This is a genomic window from Pontibacter anaerobius (assembly GCF_026241195.1).
Taxonomy (GTDB): Bacteria; Bacteroidota; Bacteroidia; order Cytophagales; family Hymenobacteraceae; genus Pontibacter; species Pontibacter anaerobius.
On sequence record NZ_JAPFQO010000003.1, the window covers coordinates 201807 to 217352 of the forward strand.

At 50.3% G+C, this 15546-nt stretch carries 15 protein-coding genes and 1 pseudogene; 11 read left to right on the forward strand and 5 right to left on the reverse strand.

What is annotated here, in order from left to right; translation table 11 throughout:
* Position 1: 1 nt before the first annotated feature.
* From rny to OO017_RS06435, 4 genes are all read left to right on the forward strand, one after another.
* Positions 2–1600: a ribonuclease Y gene (gene rny / locus OO017_RS06420; RefSeq protein ID WP_266051636.1), complete on the forward strand. Its 1599-nt coding sequence runs from the start codon at positions 2–4 to the stop codon at positions 1598–1600.
* 348 nt (positions 1601–1948) lie between these two features.
* The gene (locus OO017_RS06425) at positions 1949–3070 is read left to right on the forward strand and encodes a Fic family protein (RefSeq protein WP_266051637.1); all 1122 of its coding nucleotides are present in this window, start codon (positions 1949–1951) and stop codon (positions 3068–3070) included.
* 57 nt (positions 3071–3127) lie between these two features.
* Complete coding sequence (locus tag OO017_RS06430) at positions 3128–3472, forward strand: hypothetical protein (protein WP_266051638.1); 345 nt, start codon at positions 3128–3130, stop codon at positions 3470–3472.
* A gap of 122 nt (positions 3473–3594) precedes the next feature.
* Positions 3595–4155, forward strand: coding sequence for a dihydrofolate reductase family protein (locus tag OO017_RS06435; protein ID WP_266051639.1), 561 nt, complete (start codon positions 3595–3597; stop codon positions 4153–4155).
* Positions 4156–4741: 586 nt separating this feature from the next.
* Here the strand turns inward: OO017_RS06435 and OO017_RS06440 are convergent.
* The 3 genes from OO017_RS06440 to OO017_RS06450 all read right to left on the reverse strand — a co-directional run bounded on the left by OO017_RS06440 (position 4742) and on the right by OO017_RS06450 (position 6597).
* Positions 4742–5329 (reverse strand): carboxymuconolactone decarboxylase family protein, encoded by a 588-nt coding sequence (locus OO017_RS06440; RefSeq protein WP_266051640.1) that lies wholly within the window; start codon positions 5327–5329, stop codon positions 4742–4744.
* Positions 5330–5483: 154 nt separating this feature from the next.
* On the reverse strand, positions 5484–6041 hold the full coding sequence (locus tag OO017_RS06445) for a peroxiredoxin (RefSeq protein WP_266051641.1): 558 nt from the start codon (positions 6039–6041) through the stop codon (positions 5484–5486).
* Between the two features lie 82 nt (positions 6042–6123).
* Complete coding sequence (locus OO017_RS06450; protein WP_266051642.1) at positions 6124–6597, reverse strand: Dps family protein; 474 nt, start codon at positions 6595–6597, stop codon at positions 6124–6126.
* A 171-nt stretch (positions 6598–6768) separates the two neighbouring features.
* Here OO017_RS06450 and OO017_RS06455 point away from each other — a divergent pair, with 171 nt between their 5' ends.
* The 3 genes from OO017_RS06455 (at position 6769) to OO017_RS06465 (ending at position 9310) form a co-directional block, all read left to right on the forward strand.
* Positions 6769–7707 (forward strand): hydrogen peroxide-inducible genes activator, encoded by a 939-nt coding sequence (locus OO017_RS06455; RefSeq protein WP_266051643.1) that lies wholly within the window; start codon positions 6769–6771, stop codon positions 7705–7707.
* A gap of 82 nt (positions 7708–7789) precedes the next feature.
* Complete coding sequence (locus tag OO017_RS06460) at positions 7790–8767, forward strand: Gfo/Idh/MocA family protein (RefSeq protein WP_266051644.1); 978 nt, start codon at positions 7790–7792, stop codon at positions 8765–8767.
* Positions 8768–8821: 54 nt separating this feature from the next.
* Positions 8822–9310 (forward strand): hypothetical protein, encoded by a 489-nt coding sequence (locus OO017_RS06465; RefSeq protein ID WP_266051645.1) that lies wholly within the window; start codon positions 8822–8824, stop codon positions 9308–9310.
* 629 nt (positions 9311–9939) lie between these two features.
* On the opposite strand, the gene sucD is transcribed toward OO017_RS06465, so the two are convergent.
* Positions 9940–10830, reverse strand: coding sequence for a succinate--CoA ligase subunit alpha (gene sucD / locus OO017_RS06470; protein ID WP_266051646.1), 891 nt, complete (start codon positions 10828–10830; stop codon positions 9940–9942).
* A gap of 266 nt (positions 10831–11096) precedes the next feature.
* Here sucD and OO017_RS06475 point away from each other — a divergent pair.
* Positions 11097–12080: pseudogene (locus tag OO017_RS06475) on the forward strand (PLP-dependent cysteine synthase family protein); the annotation flags it as partial.
* 313 nt (positions 12081–12393) lie between these two features.
* Positions 12394–12831: a response regulator gene (locus OO017_RS06480; protein ID WP_266051647.1), complete on the forward strand. Its 438-nt coding sequence runs from the start codon at positions 12394–12396 to the stop codon at positions 12829–12831.
* A 90-nt stretch (positions 12832–12921) separates the two neighbouring features.
* Here the strand turns inward: OO017_RS06480 and ade are convergent, their stop codons facing one another.
* Positions 12922–14568, reverse strand: coding sequence for an adenine deaminase (gene ade, locus OO017_RS06485; RefSeq protein ID WP_266051648.1), 1647 nt, complete (start codon positions 14566–14568; stop codon positions 12922–12924).
* Positions 14569–14654: 86 nt separating this feature from the next.
* On the opposite strand from ade, the gene OO017_RS06490 reads away from it, so the two are divergent.
* Entirely contained in the window at positions 14655–14810 is a 156-nt protein-coding gene (locus tag OO017_RS06490) for a hypothetical protein (RefSeq protein WP_266051649.1), read from the forward strand.
* 23 nt (positions 14811–14833) lie between these two features.
* Positions 14834–15541 carry a (d)CMP kinase gene (gene cmk, locus OO017_RS06495; protein ID WP_266051650.1) on the forward strand — a complete coding sequence of 236 codons (708 nt, stop codon included), beginning with the start codon at positions 14834–14836 and terminating at the stop codon, positions 15539–15541.
* Positions 15542–15546: the final 5 nt, after the last annotated feature.

Consider the following 15546-nt stretch of genomic DNA (forward strand, 5'->3'; position numbering starts at 1 on the left):
TATGCCCGATATCCTTTATATTTTGTTAACCGCCCTCGTGGCGCTCGTTGTGGGCGTACTAATAGGGCGCATGCTGCTGCAGAAAGTATTTAAGCAGCAGGAGGAAGAGGCTCGCCAGAGAGCCAAAAGCATCATCCGTGAAGCGGAGATCAATGCCGAAGCCATTAAGAAAGACCGCATCCTGGAGGCCAAGGAGAAATACCTGAAGATGAAGGCTGAGTTCGAAGAGGAGACGAACAAGAAGAAGAACATCATCATCCAGAACGAGAACAAGGTAAAGCAGCGCGAGCAGCAGGTGCAGAAGCAGATGGAGCAGGCTAAGCGCCTGGAGGCTGACCTGCACAAAGAGAAGGAGCAACTGCACGCCGACTTGGAGAAGGAGAGAAACCACCTGCACGTACAGCAGGAACAGCTGAAGAAGCGCAAAGAAGAAGTAGAGCAACAGCACGAGGAGGTCGTGGGCCAGCTGGAGAAGATAGCCGGACTGACAGCCGCTGAGGCCCGCGAGCAACTGGTGGAGGCCCTGAAGAACGAGGCCCAGTCCCACGCTTCGTCGCACATCAAAGATATTGTGGCGCAGGCCAAGCTTACCGCTACCAAGGAAGCCAAGAAAATCGTTATCGAAACCATCCAGCGTACTGCTGCCGAGCACGCCATCGAGAACTGCGTATCGGTGTTCAACATCGAGAGCGACGATATTAAGGGCAAGATCATCGGTCGTGAAGGCCGTAACATACGTGCCCTGGAGGCTGCCACTGGTGTGGAGATCATCGTGGATGATACGCCTGAGGCGATCATTATCTCCGGCTTCGACCCGGTTCGCCGCGAGATTGCGCGCCTGTCGCTGCACCGCCTGGTGGCCGACGGACGTATCCACCCGGCCCGCATTGAGGAGGTGGTGACCAAAACACGCAAGAACATTGAGGAGGAGATCGTGGAGATCGGTGAGCGTACTGCCATCGACCTGGGCATCCACGGTTTGCACCCGGAGTTGATCAAGATGGTGGGCCGCATGCGTTTCCGTTCGTCTTACGGACAGAACCTGCTGCAGCACTCACGCGAGGTAGCCAACCTTTGCGCCACCATGGCTGCCGAGCTTGGCCTGAACGTGAAGCACGCCAAACGCGCCGGTCTGCTGCACGATATTGGCAAGGTAACGCCGGACGAGCCGGAATTGCCGCACGCCATTATTGGTATGGAGCTGGCCAAAAAGTATAAGGAACACCCGGATGTATGCAACGCCATCGGTGCCCACCACGACGAGGTGGAGATGACTGCCATGGTATCGCCACTGGTACAGGCCTGCGACGCTATCTCCGGATCACGCCCAGGTGCCCGTCGTGAGATCATGGAGTCATACATCAAGCGTTTGAAGGAGCTGGAGGAGGCAGCCGTGTCTTTTGAGGGTGTAAACCAGTGCTACGCCATACAGGCTGGCCGAGAGCTGCGCGTGATGGTGGATGCTGATAACGTGTCGGATGAGAAAGCCTCGCAGCTGTCTTATGACATCTCGCAGAAGATCGAGAAGGAGATGCAGTACCCTGGCCAGATCAAGATCACGGTTATCCGGGAGATGCGCGCCATCAGCTACGCTAAGTAAGCATTACATTTGATATTAAATAAGGTCGAACCGCCTGCTACGTTTGTGGCAGGCGGTTTTGTTTTGGGTTATACTTGTAGTAGTGCAGGATTCCGTGCGACAAGCTTATTTGTCTCAAGTATAGGGTGTATTTTGTTAACTATATATAGTATATTCGGTAGTCCGATTCCGTATAACCGCCGGATTTGATAGTATAAACGGAATAACTCCTTATACACTATAGTTGTACTTCATGCAATGTATGAAATGAACCTACTGGAGTAATAACTACCTCTGAACAGACAACAAGTGTAATAAATCACTATTTTTACCTTTGTTTTTAAAACAAGCGTAAAGTTTACCCTCGTTATGGCTCCATTTCACAGAGAAAAACCTTATAATGATTTGCCCCTGCTTCCTCCGGAGGTAGACCTGGAAACAAAGGAGGTCATGCGAAAGACTGTTAAGGCAAGCAGGGCCTTAGCGCAGTTGAACGGCGCTATCATCAACCTACCCAACCCAAGCCTTTTCCTAGACACTATCCATTTGCAGGAGGCCAAGGCAAGTTCTGAAATAGAGAACATTATTACCACCAATGATGATCTCTATAAATCGGTAGTTGCCGAAAAGAAGTATGAATCTACGGCAGCAAAAGAGGTGATAAGCTACAAAGAGGCTTTGTGGTACGGCCTGGAAAAGCTCAAAGAGCGGCCCTTCATCACAACAAACCTCTGTTTAGAGATCATGCAATGCATAAAGCAGAACACCTCGGGTATCAGAGCCACACCGGGCACGACCTTATCCAACACGCAGGGTGAAGTAATCTACACGCCGCCGGCAGGGAAAGCAGTAATACGCGAGAAACTGGCAAACCTGGAGCGCTTCATTAACGAGGAAAGCACCCTAGACCCGCTCATCAAAATGGGCATAATGCACTACCAGTTCGAGGCTATACACCCGTTCATAGATGGCAACGGGCGAACAGGGAGAATCCTGCTTCTGCTCTACCTGAAAATGGAGAAGCTGTTGGAAGTGCCCGCGCTATACTTAAGTGAGTATATCATCCATCATAAGGCGGCTTACTATCAGAAGCTAAGAGCTGTTACGGAAGCAGGAGACTGGGAGGGCTGGATACTCTACATGCTGGACATGATCGAAAAAACAGCTACCAGCGGACTTGAAAAACTAGAGGAGATCATGGCCGTTATGGAGGCCACCTCGGAAGAAATCAAGGAGAAACTGCCCAAAGTATACTCAAAAGAGCTGATGGAAATCTTGTTCAGACTGCCCTATACTAAACGCCAGTTTCTGATCGACGCGAACATGGGAACACCAAAGACTGTGGGGAATTACCTGATAGCGCTTGAGCATGAAGGTTTTTTAAGGGCAACTAAGGTAGGAAAAGAAAAACTCTACCTAAACCAGCGGTTAATGGAAGTACTGGAGAACAAGGAAAAAGCACGAAAGCACAACACCAGCTATTGTGCATAAACGCACCATAGCCCAACCGTTGTGTAATATTAGATAAATGAACTTTAATATAAAGCTATGAAGAACGTTTTGCCGAATTTTGTTTTAGCCATCTTTTTATTCATGAATTTTGGCTGTGATAAGGGAGAAGAGGTTTCCTGTGTTGATGATTGCTCAGATACTTATCTTAAACAAAATGGTATGGTTAGATATAAGGGAGAAGAATTGGATTGTAAGGACTTTCCGAGCTTATATGAATACCAAAATAAACAATACTATGTATTAGGAAATAACTGCGCTGACATAGCAATCAATCCAACCGATTGTGATGGCAACTCACTTTGTAAGAGTGGAGATTCGAAATCATGCAGTACATTTTTTGAGAATGCCAAATACATCGGTATAGTGGGTATAGAAAATTGAATCACACCTTTCAACAATACCATTACGTTAGCTTCGCAACAGTTTAGGCTAGTACGTTGCAAAAGCTAACAGCTCAACCAAGGCCATTTCATTCCTAAACCCAAATAATCAAATCAAGCCAAATGAAAAAGATAGTTTTAGACCTGGCAGTAACCCTCGACGGCTTTATTGAAGGGCCTAATGGAGAAATTGACTGGTGCATCATGGATGATGACATGGACTTGGAAGGCTTTCTTTCAGGTATCGACACGATCTTCTACGGTAGAGTTAGCTACGATATGTGGGGAAATTACCAACCTGGCTCAGACGCAAGCGAAGCAGAGAAGTCTCTTTGGGCAGCTGTTCATTCTAAAAAGAAAATTGTCTTCTCCAGCCAGCAGCGGCAGGACGCTAATGCTACCTTTATCTCTTCTAACATACCCGCAAAGGTTGCCGAAATCAAAAAGCAAGGCGGTAAGGACATCTGGTTGTATGGTGGAGCAAGTCTAATCACAACTTTCATCCAGCACGGAATGATTGACGTTTACAGGATCTCCGTTCATCCAACTGTACTAGGTGCAGGCAAACCCCTCTTCGCTAACCTTAAAGACAGGATAGACCTTCAGTTAACAGAAGTCAATAGATTTAAATCCGGGGTAGTTCAGCTCATATACGAGACTAAAAGTATAGAATCGAGCAACTAACCAAGTACTTACACTCTGTAGCATCCTCTCTTATCGGTGCAAAACAAAACACCCGCAGTCTGTATTAGCGTTACATGTTAAAACCAATGCTCAGAAGTATAGCAAACAAGCCTCATTGGTTCCTGCTTTTGTTGATCCCGGTTATCCTGTTGCTCGTGCTAACCAAGACTGGAAGCACTGTGGATGTTCAGTTACATGATACATATCTTGTCATAGCCCCTTTACATCTTGGCTTGTTTCTTTCATCCTTCATATGCGGCTTAAGCGGATGCTACTGGCTGGTAAGGAAAAAGAAGCTAATAAATTGGATAACCGTAACGCATGTAATAGCTACAGGTATAGGCTTTTTTATTATAACTGTACTTGCACTCACACCAGAAGTACAGAGCAGCTTATCAGGTGTCAACTATTTTAGTTCTGACTACTACCAAACAATACTCGTGGCTTTATCTTTAGTCATACTAATAGGGTTATTTAGCCAAGTTATGTTTGTAGCGAACTTTACTATAGGAGTGATAAGAAGCAAGAGCAAACAATAAGCCCCCACAGAAGCTGCAGAGGCTTAAACTTAACTTAGCTATAGGTATTACTTAATAATCTTGCTCAGGCCCACCACCACGGCGGCCACTCGGATAGCGTCGAAGATGCGTGGCTCGGAGGTACCAAGGTGCATCACGGAGGCCTCGTGCGAGGCAACGCAGCGCTCGCAGCCGTTGATGGCCGAGATGGCCAGGCTCATCAGCTCGAAGAACTCCTTGCCCAGCACCGGCTTCATCATGATATTCATCTTCACGCGGGCAGGCAGCTGCTCATACACCTCCTTGTGCGCGAAGTGACGGAAGCGGTACAGGATGTTGTTGGTGGCCAGCAAAGAGGCGCAGGCAATGGCCTCAGCCACCTCGCCCAATTCAGCGCCGTTCTCCAGTGCCTTATCTTCAAAAGCCTTCACCAGCACGTCGTTTTCCTCGTTAGCCGCCGCTGCCAGGGCCAGCAAATAAGCCTCTTTTATACTTAGGGCTTCACCGCCCAGGGCGCTTTTCAAGTTCATGCGCAGGTCGCGCAGGTAACGCGACTCTGTGTCGGCTAGTTTTTCCAAGGTCGAGAAGTTGCATTCTTCCGGTAAGCCGAGGTCTTTTAGTAAATCTATCTTAGTTTCTTGTGTTGCAGTCAGCATAATAAGGGTGATTAAGGGTGCTTTAGTTTGGTTGGATTCAAAACTAAAAGGAAGTATGGCGGCGAGCGGCCAGACAACAGGAGATCATTCCGGCCGCCGCGCCATACTTCTGTCTAAATGAACATATATGTAAAGTGCGCAGAGCGCGTGAAGATTAGGCTTCGATGGTTTCCTCGCCTTTCTGCCAGTTACAAGGGCAAAGCTCGTCGGTCTGCAGGGCGTCCAGCACGCGCAGCACCTCAGCCACGTTGCGGCCTACGTTCAGGTCGTTCAGGCTTACCCAGCGGATGATGCCCTGCAGGTCCACGATGTAGGTAACGCGGTATGCCACTTTCTCCTCGGCCTGCAGAATGCCCAGTTCCTCTGCCAGCGACTTGGAGGTATCGGCCAGCATCGGGAAGCGCAGGTTGCGCAGGTCCTCGTGGTCGCGGCGCCAGGCGGCGTGCACAAACTCCGAGTCGGTAGAGGCGCCGATCAGCATAGCGTCGCGGTCGCGGAACTCGTCGTAGTTCTTGTTGAACTCGGCAATCTCGGTAGGGCACACAAACGTGAAATCCTTCGGCCACCAGAACATCACCATCCATTTGTCGCTGGCTTTGTGGTCCTCACTGGTGATCTCGTAAAACTCCTTGCCTTTCTCGATGGATACAACGGCCTGCTTCTTAAACTCCGGGAAAACGGATCCAACGGATAAAATTCTATTCTGAGTCATTTTTAAAGTATAAGGGTGAATTGTGTTTTAAAAGTATGGCTGCCCATGCAGCTTATACTTTGGTAAGTCTTATGTCTGATTTTTAGCTCAGGAAGGCGCGCAGCATCCAGAGGGTCTTCTCGTTTTCGTGGATGTCCTCACTGATGAGGCTCACGGTGCCCTCGTCGCCGGTCTCGGCGGCCAGCTTCAGGATCTCGCGCTCCAGGTCGAGCAGGGTGCTCAGGTTCTGGTGCGTGGCCGTCACGGTTTCTTTGCCATCGCTCAGGTTGGCGGCCTCTTTTATACTTGACAGGCGCAGGTAATCCGTGAATGTATGGAGCGGTTGCTGTCCGATAGTGAGGATGCGCTCGGCAATGGCATCAATCCTGGCAAGGGCGGTATTGTAGAGCTCCTCAAACTTCTCGTGTAGCTGAAAAAAGTGTACGCCCTTAATGTTCCAGTGGAAGCCGCGCAGGTTCTGGTAGTATAAATGGTAGTTGGCCAGCAACTCGTTCAGCTTCTCCGCCACCTGCTTGCTGTCTTCTTTCTGTAATCCTATATTCGATAGCTTTTCCATATTCCTATTTTGTCTGTTATTGTGCTTTCTTGTTGCTACAAAGGTCATGGGTTTTGCTATATCTATCAAATCGATTGTTTTTATACTTTGATAGATGTAGTTTATAAAGTATATTTGTCTATACCTGAAGTATAAGTTGCAGAGAGCTTTAGGCTGATAAAGGAATATGGGATGACACTAGTACAGTTAGAATATCTGGTGGCTGTAGACACCTACCGCCACTTTGCCACCGCTGCAGAGCATTGCTTCGTGACACAGCCTACTTTAAGTATGCAGTTGCAGAAGCTGGAGGAGGAGCTGGGCGTGCAGCTGTTCGACCGCAGCCGTGTGCCGGTGCGGCCAACCGAGCTGGGCAAGGAGATCATCGCGCAGGCGCGCGTGGTGCTGGCCGAGAGCAAGAAGATACAGGAGCTGGTGCAGAACCAGAAGCTGGAGCTGAGCGGAGAGCTTCGCATCGGCGTTATCCCGACGCTGGCGCCTTACCTGATTCCGCTCTTCATCACGGGTTTTCTGGAGAAGCACCCGCAGGTGCGGGTAGTGGTGCAGGAGCTGCTGACCGATGAGATTGTGGAGAAGCTGAACCACGAGCTGCTGGACGTGGGCCTGCTGGTGACGCCCTTGGGCAATAAAAGTATAAAAGAACTGCCACTGTTTTATGAAGCCTTTGTAGCCTACATCAATCCCAAGCACCCGTTGGCAAAGCAGCCCCGCATTGCCGCCGACGAGCTGGACCTGAGCGAGCTGTGGGTGCTGAACGAAGGCCACTGCTTCCGGAGCCAGGTGCTCAACATCTGCAACCGCGGGGGCAGCGCTGATGCGGGCAGCCACCTCGACTATAAAAGCGGTTCGCTGGAGACGCTCAAACGCATTGTGGAGACGCAGCATGGCCTGACGCTGCTGCCGGAGCTGTCGGTGCTGGAGATGCCGGAGGAGAAGCGCAAGCTGGTGCATGCCTTTGAGGAGCCGCAGCCGCTGCGCGAGGTGAGCCTGGTGGTGCACCGCAGCTTCCTGAAGAAAAAGCTGATTGAGGCGCTACGGCAGGAGATTGTCAGCTGCATTCCGGAAAGTATAAGAAGTCGCGAGAAGACGAAAGTGGTGGCGATAAAGTAAGGTAGAAAGTAGAAAGGTAAAAAATACCTCGCAGTGTGCGCGGCTCCTGCGAGCGTCTGGCAGATGTAAACAGCTTTAAACTATGAAAAAAGTACGGTGGGGGATAATTGGCTGCGGCAACGTGACGGAGGTAAAAAGCGGTCCAGCCTTCAATAAGATTGACAACTCTGAACTGGTGGCCGTTATGCGCCGCAATGGAGCCAAAGCAAAGGACTATGCCGAGCGCCACGGTGTGCCCAAGTGGTATGATAATGCCGAAGCCCTGATCCACGACCCGGAGGTAGACGTCGTCTACATCGCCACTCCGCCAGACTCGCATGCTGCTTATACGTTGCAGGTAGCCGCCGCCGGTAAGCCGGTGTACGTGGAGAAGCCGATGGCCCTGAACTATGTGGAGTGCCAGGAGATGATAACTGCCTGTGAACAGGCCGGTGTGCCGCTATTTGTGGCCTTTTACCGCAGGAGCCAGCCTGCTTTTAATAAAGTAAAGGAGCTGCTGGAAAGTAAGGCTATCGGAGATGTTCGTTTCGTGAATATCAAACTGTACCAGCCTTTGCAGCCGGAACAGTACCAAGGTAGCATGCCTTGGCGCGTGCAGCCCGAGATTTCCGGTGGCGGCCTTTTTCACGACCTGGCTCCCCATCAGCTCGACATACTTGATTATATACTTGGTCCAATCGCTTCGGCGTCCGGGCAAGTAACTAACCAAGCTGGATTGTATGAGGCGGAAGATCTGGTAATGGCACAGTTCAGGTTCGGGAGCGGTGTGCTGGGCAGTGGCGTCTGGTGCTACAGTGTGGCAGAGCAGCAGCAGCAGGATTGTATCGAAATAGTGGGCAGCGCAGGTCGTATCACCTTCCCGACTTTCGCCAAAGAGCCTATTCGCCTGGAAACTGCAGCAGGCACGGAGGAGTTTCTGCTTCCGCCACCGCAGCACGTGCAGCAGCCTTTTATCCAGTCTATTGTGGAGGAGCTAACCGGAAAAGGCAAATGCCCTGGCTCAGCCGTGTCAGCCGCTCGTACCTCCCGAGTGATGGACCAGATAGTGGGGAGGGAGTAGGTTGGTGGTTTGATCTCGCAGTGTTCGGGCGATAAAGAAAGTATAATGCCAGCGATGAAAGAAAGTTTGAGCAATACTGACAGGTGGAGAATCTGGCTTGAAATAAAGCAGGATCTGGTTGGCTATGCGGCCACAGGTTTGGTAAGGGTTATTCTAACGGTTGCTCTCATCATCTTCTTTCTGCAGAAAGGCGTAGGAACAGATCGCATCGCCCTGCTTGTTCTTTTGCTCTGCCTTGCGTCTGTTGGGGGACTTTTCCTCTTGATAAGGCGCTATCTCCTGGATCTGTTTAATGGCACTAAGTATGTGTACCTGGGCAAGATCACCGATAAGGCAACCAGAACTCATTGGGGCTGGCATGGCAACCCTGCCGCCGATGCTACCTCCCAACCAAACGTAACGGAGTTTGTGCTGGCAGTTGATGAAAAAGAAGTGAAAACAGAGCAAAGCCTGTATGAATTGTTGGGGATAGGAGACAACGTATGGGTGCACATCGCGCCAGTAAGCAGACTTATACTTGCTTTAAGAAGGGAGAACGCCTGAATCAGGATATACAGGATGAGAGGAAAGACAGGATTTTCTGCAACACCGGGGCCAACCACCCCCTGCCCCCTCCTTGGCTAAGGAGGGGAGTCTTGCAGAAGCTTCATTATCCGAGGCTATCGAAAATTGATCCCAGTCTTCATGTTGAGCGCCTTGTGAGATTCCGGTGCCCGTGAGGGCATTGCGACGCAGGAGCAAAGGAAGGGAACACAGCGCGATGCGGGAAGACGAGGCCTCCCGGCCTTGAGGGAGCCAAAGCCAGAGGTGAAGCGATAGGTTGGTAGGGCTGCGGATAAACGGAAGCTAGAAAGAATAGCTTGCGTCTAGTTGTTGGAAGCAGTTAATATATAATCAAAGTATAAATATGGCTCTGCGAGCCAGTTGAGTTGCAAACTCAACATTATAATAGGACACGAGTTGCAAACTCGCGCCAGCAATAACACAAGTATAAAGTATAAATACGCGGACAAAGATGTCCGAAACAGCAGTAGGGAAGGGAAAGGAGTAGCCACAAGTATAAAATATGGTTTACCCCAAACCACTCTCATACCTTTAATCGCTGCAAGCTTTCAAAACAAAAGAGGCTGCTCTTTGCGGAGCAGCCTCTTTTTATACTTTGCGAAGTATGGTTACGCTTTGATGCCAGCCTCCTGAAGGGCTTTTACCATCGCGTCGCCGATTTCTGCAGGAGACTCCACTACGTGGATGCCGTTCTCGCGCATGATCTTCATTTTAGCGGCAGCTGTATCCTCAGCACCACCCACAATAGCACCTGCGTGGCCCATACGGCGACCGGCAGGAGCTGTCTGGCCAGCGATGAAACCAACTACTGGCTTTTTGTTGCCAGTCTCGCTGATGTACTTGGAAGCCATGGCCTCGTAGTTACCACCGATCTCACCGATCATCACGATTGCGTCTGTCTCAGGGTCGTTCATCAGCAATTCAACAGCATCTTTGGTAGGTGTTCCGATGATCGGGTCACCGCCGATACCGATAGCCGTAGAGATACCCAGGCCAGCCTTCACGATCTGGTCAGCAGCCTCATACGTTAAGGTACCAGACTTGGAAACGATACCGATACGACCTGGCTTGAACACGAAACCTGGCATGATACCAACTTTCGCCTCGCCTGGCGTGATAACACCTGGGCAGTTAGGGCCGATCAGGGTCACGTCTTTGCCTTTCAGGTAGTTTTTAGCGGCTACCATGTCTTTCACAGGAATACCCTCCGTGATGCACACGATAACTTTAATGCCGGCGGCTGCTGCTTCCATAATGGCATCAGCGGCAAAAGCCGGTGGAACGAAGATGATAGAAACATCGGCTCCTGTTCTCTTTACAGCGTCTTCCACTGTGTTGAAAACCGGCAGGTCCAGGTGGTTGTGGCCACCTTTGCCCGGAGTAACACCACCAACTACGTTTGTGCCGTACTCAATCATCTGTGACGCGTGGAAAGAACCTTCCGAGCCTGTGAAGCCCTGCACGATCACTTTTGAATCTTTATTTACTAAAACACTCATGTGTATCTTATTTAGGTTGTGTATAGACGGTACTAGTATAAGGTTGTGCAAAAATAGGCTTTTTTGTGGCCTGTGCAAAAAATAATTGCCGCTAATATAGCCATTCTGCCGGAACCTCAGGCCCTTCGGCAGGGTTATGAGTGGGGCCGCAAGACCAGGCTTTTTTACTGGCTGTGGCGCCGGTTATACCTGCCAATGTACGTGCAGGGGCAACGATGTGGCTTATTTTCTTTACATTTGTACTCAAATTCAAAAAAACACAACAGATGGCGTATCTGAACCATATTACCGAGGCAATCGGTAACACCCCGCTTGTAAAACTAAACAAGGTAACCGAAGGAATCAAAGCCACCGTGCTGGCCAAGGTGGAGTATATGAACCCGGGCAACTCGGTTAAAGACCGCATGGCCATTAAAATGATAGAGGACGCAGAGAAAGCCGGTATCCTGAAGCCGGGCGGAACCATCATTGAGGGCACGTCGGGCAATACGGGCATGGGCCTGGCCCTAGCTGCCATTGCAAAAGGCTATAAGTGTATTTTTACCCTGGCCGATAAGCAGAGCAAGGAGAAGATGGATATACTGCGTGCAGTGGGAGCAGAGGTAATTGTTTGCCCTACAAATGTAGCTCCTGAGCACCCAGACTCTTACTACTCAGTGGCTAAGCGCCTAAACAAGGAAATCCCAAACTCATTTTACCCGAACCAGTACGATAACCTTTCTAATTGGAAAGCGCACTATGAGAGCACCGGACCTGAGATCTGGCAGCAGACTGAGGGGAAAATCACGCACTTTATCACGGGTGTGGGCACAGGCGGCACAGTTACGGGTATCTCTACTTACCTGAAAGAGCAAAACCCTGCTATCAAAACGATTGGTATCGATACCTATGGCTCGGTATTCAAGAAATACAAAGAGACAGGTGAGTTCGACGAGAACGAGATTTACTCCTACGCCACAGAGGGCATAGGCGAAGATATTCTGCCAAAGAACGTGAACTTCGACGTGATAGACCAGTTTGTAAAGGTAACCGACAAGGATGGTGCCGTGATGACACGCAGGCTGGCCAGAGAAGAGGGGCTGTTTGTTGGTTGGTCCAGCGGAACGGCTGTATACGGCGCATTGGAATATGCGCGCGAAAACAACCTGACCGAAAATGATATGATCGTGATATTGCTGCCGGACCACGGAACCCGCTACCTGGGCAAAATCTATAACGACGAGTGGATGCGCCAGCAAGGCTACATCGACTAAAATAACACTGCCTGAAAAATACACAGAAGCCCGGAAAAAATGCCGGGCTTTTGCTTTAAGGTAGTAACATCAAGCGCCTTTTTAAGTATAATTTAACTGCTTTAGCGGTGTATACCGGTGTTTCTGCAATAATCTGACGCAGGACTGCTGTTTTGCTGTTTGGTTATGGCGCTAAGTAGCAGAAGATGAAGCTTAAAGGTTTCTGGTAAATAGAGCGATCTTTTTCAGAGATTATTTTAAGTTTGTGTACATTTGTAATAAGGCCACAGCATAAAATAAAGCCCCTGCGCTTTCGAGTGACTTTAATTCTATGAGAAAACTGTCAGGAATTCTACTTATTGATGACGATGACACCACTAACTTCCTGAACCAGCGCTTGCTCGACAGGATGGAAGTTACTGACCATATCCGTACTTTTGTTAATGGCAAACAGGCGTTTGATTACCTGTACAACGTTAGCAACAACAACTATGAGAATGAAAGTAACGAGTATTTTCAGCCGGAGCTGATCTTCCTGGACATTAACATGCCGGTGATGGATGGTTTTGAGATGCTGGACCTGTACGAGCGCCTGAGCCCTCAGTTCAGAAAACACATTGTGATGGTTGTGCTCACCACCTCCACGCACCCCCAGGATACAGCCAATTCCAAGAAGTATAACGCAGAGTATATCATCAAGCCCCTGACCACTGAAAAGGTGAAAACCATTTTGAATAAGCACTTTCAGGAGAACAAAAAAGAAGCCTGACAAAGTGTAAAGGATAAAAAGAGCGGGGCGCTACTGTAATGGTGGCGCCCCGCTCTTTTTTATATTGACAGAAGTATACTTTTGATCTCTCTAACTCTTCACTTTCTCCGCCACCGGCACGAACTTAAACGTGTCGCCGTTAAACAGGCCCTGGTCGCTGAGCTTGAGCGAGGGGATAACAAGCAGCGCCATAAAGGATAGCGTCATGAACGGAGACTCCAGCGAGCTGCCCATCTCCTTGCTCATACTATCGATGGCCGCGTAGGCCTCCGCCACTTTGTAGCCATCCTGGGCCGACATGATGCCGGCCACCGGCAGCGGCAGCAGTTCCTCCCGGCCCATGCCCACGGCAGCCACACCGCCCTTTGCCCCGATGATCAGGTTCACGGCCCTGGCTATACTTTCGTCGTCCACGCCGACGGCAATAATGTTGTGTGAGTCGTGGCCTACCGATGAGGCGATGGCGCCTTGCTTCAGCCCCACGTTTTTGATAAAGGCCACAGCCGGGATCGTGTTCTGGTAGCGGTTCACCACCGTGATCTTGAGCACATCCTGCGCCACATCCGAAAGTATAAAGCCGTTCTCCACACGCGGGGTTGCCCATACTTGCTTCGTTATCAACTGCCCGTCGAAGGCCTCGATCACCCGGATCTTGTCCGCATCGCCCACGGGTACCTCAAACTGCTGCGCCACCTTTACGTCTGTTTCAAAGTTGTTGATCTCCTCGCTGGGTGTAAACTGTATGTTAGACGTTCCGTTCTCCGCCACCAGCTCGCCATTGATGTAAGTGGCCAGCACGTTAAAGCTCTCCAGGTTGTCTACAAGTATAAAATCGGCTGCGTCGCCTTCGCGCAGCAAACCTACCTCCAGCTTATAATGCTCCACGGGGTTAACACAGGCCGCCTGCAGCACATGGAACAGGTCGTTTCCCTTGGCCAGCGCGCGCTTCACCAGCAGGTTGATGTGGCCTTCCACTAGGTTGTCGGGGTGCTTATCGTCGGAGCAGAACATGATGTTGCGGTAATGCTTTGGCAGCAGCGGGATCAGCGCCTCAAAATTCTTGGCGGCGCTGCCCTCGCGTATCAGAATCTTCATACCCACGGCCAGTTTGTCCAGTGCCTCCTCGGCGGTAAAGCACTCGTGGTCGGTGGTGATGCCGGCGGCGGCGTATTTGGCAGCCTGCTCTCCCATCAGTCCGGGCGCGTGTCCGTCCACGGCCTTGGCATACTTTTTGGCCAACGCGATCTTCTCCATCACGTCCGGGTCGCGGTTCAGTACGCCGGGCCAGTTCATCATCTCGGCCAGATACTTTATCTCCTGCCGCTGAAATAATTTCTCGATGTCGGCAGCCGTTATCTCTGCGCCGGCGGTCTCGAAAGGCGTGGCCGGAACACAGGATGGCGCGCCGAAATAAAACTTAAATGGTACTTTTTTCCCGTTCTCCACCATGTACTCCACGCCTTTTATCCCCAGTACATTCCCAATCTCATGTGGGTCCGAAACAGTGGCTACCGTACCGTGCGGCACCGCCAGCCGGGCGAACTCGCAGGGCACCAGCATAGAGCTTTCCACGTGCACGTGGGCATCCACAAAACCCGGCAGAATGTAGTGGCTGCTGTCGGTGGCCTCACGAACTATTTTGGAAATGCGGCCGTTTGACACATGAACCGTGCCTTGGTAAACCTCTTTGTTAGGAATATCTATGATGTGTCCGGAGACAGTATGATCGGTTTGCATGGTTGTAAATGTTATAACTAAAATTGCCCTTTTTGGGTGGGCTTTAAACGGCAAATTACCTTATATTTGCATTAAATTCAGTCGCTTTGAAGAAGTTAATTTCATATATCGTTTTAGCGGGCTTTCTGGCCACCGGTACGCTGGCAGGCTGCTCCGGCAAAACACCCCAACAGAAAAAGACGGCTAAATACCTGAAAAAAAGCAAGAGCGGCAACTTGCCCTGCCCCTGCGACTCTAATTAAACCTCCTTTTTGATTCCCCTGTTATGAAGAAAATCGTAATCGCGCTCGACGGGTACTCCTCATGCGGTAAAAGCACCACGGCCAAACTTGTAGCCGCCGAACTTGGCTATGCCTATATTGATACCGGTGCTATGTACCGTGCGGTTACATTATACTTTCTGGACCACCACGTCTCTTTCACCAATCCAAAGGAGATAAAGGAAGCGCTTCATAACATCGAAATAGAGTTTCATTATAATCCCAAGACCAAACGCAACGAAATATACCTGAATGGCCTGAATGTTGAAGATGAGATACGTAAGATGTATATCTCCAACATGGTAAGCGAGGTGAGCGTTATACCAGAGGTACGCCACGCCATGGTGGCCCAGCAGCAGAAGATGGGCCGCAAGCGGGGTGTGGTGATGGACGGGCGCGACATTGGCACGGCTGTTTTTCCGGATGCGGAGGTGAAGATCTTTATGACCGCCGATGTGGAGACGCGCACCAAGCGCCGCCAGGATGAGCTGCTGGCGAAGAAGCAACTGGTGAACTATGACGAGATTAGGGAGAACCTGCTGAAGCGCGACCTGATAGACTCTACCCGCGCTGAAAGCCCGCTGCGCCAGGCCGAGGATGCACACCTGCTGGATACATCGCACATGACCATAGATGAGCAGGTAGAGTTTGTGATAGAACGTGTAACGGCTCAGCTGCTGAAAAACGAATATGCTGCAGCCCAACAGAACTGAAGCTA

Coding starts and splice junctions, on each gene's coding strand:
- OO017_RS06435 (WP_266051639.1), top strand. CDS start 3,595: ATGAAAAAGATAGTTTTAGACCTGGCAGTAACCCTCGACGGCTTTATT.
- OO017_RS06450 (WP_266051642.1), bottom strand. CDS start 6,597: ATGGAAAAGCTATCGAATATAGGATTACAGAAAGAAGACAGCAAGCAG.
- sucD (WP_266051646.1), bottom strand. CDS start 10,830: ATGAGTGTTTTAGTAAATAAAGATTCAAAAGTGATCGTGCAGGGCTTC.
- OO017_RS06455 (WP_266051643.1), top strand. CDS start 6,769: ATGACACTAGTACAGTTAGAATATCTGGTGGCTGTAGACACCTACCGC.
- OO017_RS06465 (WP_266051645.1), top strand. CDS start 8,822: ATGAAAGAAAGTTTGAGCAATACTGACAGGTGGAGAATCTGGCTTGAA.
- cmk (WP_266051650.1), top strand. CDS start 14,834: ATGAAGAAAATCGTAATCGCGCTCGACGGGTACTCCTCATGCGGTAAA.
- rny (WP_266051636.1), top strand. CDS start 2: ATGCCCGATATCCTTTATATTTTGTTAACCGCCCTCGTGGCGCTCGTT.
- ade (WP_266051648.1), bottom strand. CDS start 14,568: ATGCAAACCGATCATACTGTCTCCGGACACATCATAGATATTCCTAAC.
- OO017_RS06480 (WP_266051647.1), top strand. CDS start 12,394: ATGAGAAAACTGTCAGGAATTCTACTTATTGATGACGATGACACCACT.
- OO017_RS06430 (WP_266051638.1), top strand. CDS start 3,128: ATGAAGAACGTTTTGCCGAATTTTGTTTTAGCCATCTTTTTATTCATG.
- OO017_RS06460 (WP_266051644.1), top strand. CDS start 7,790: ATGAAAAAAGTACGGTGGGGGATAATTGGCTGCGGCAACGTGACGGAG.
- OO017_RS06425 (WP_266051637.1), top strand. CDS start 1,949: ATGGCTCCATTTCACAGAGAAAAACCTTATAATGATTTGCCCCTGCTT.
- OO017_RS06440 (WP_266051640.1), bottom strand. CDS start 5,329: ATGCTGACTGCAACACAAGAAACTAAGATAGATTTACTAAAAGACCTC.
- OO017_RS06445 (WP_266051641.1), bottom strand. CDS start 6,041: ATGACTCAGAATAGAATTTTATCCGTTGGATCCGTTTTCCCGGAGTTT.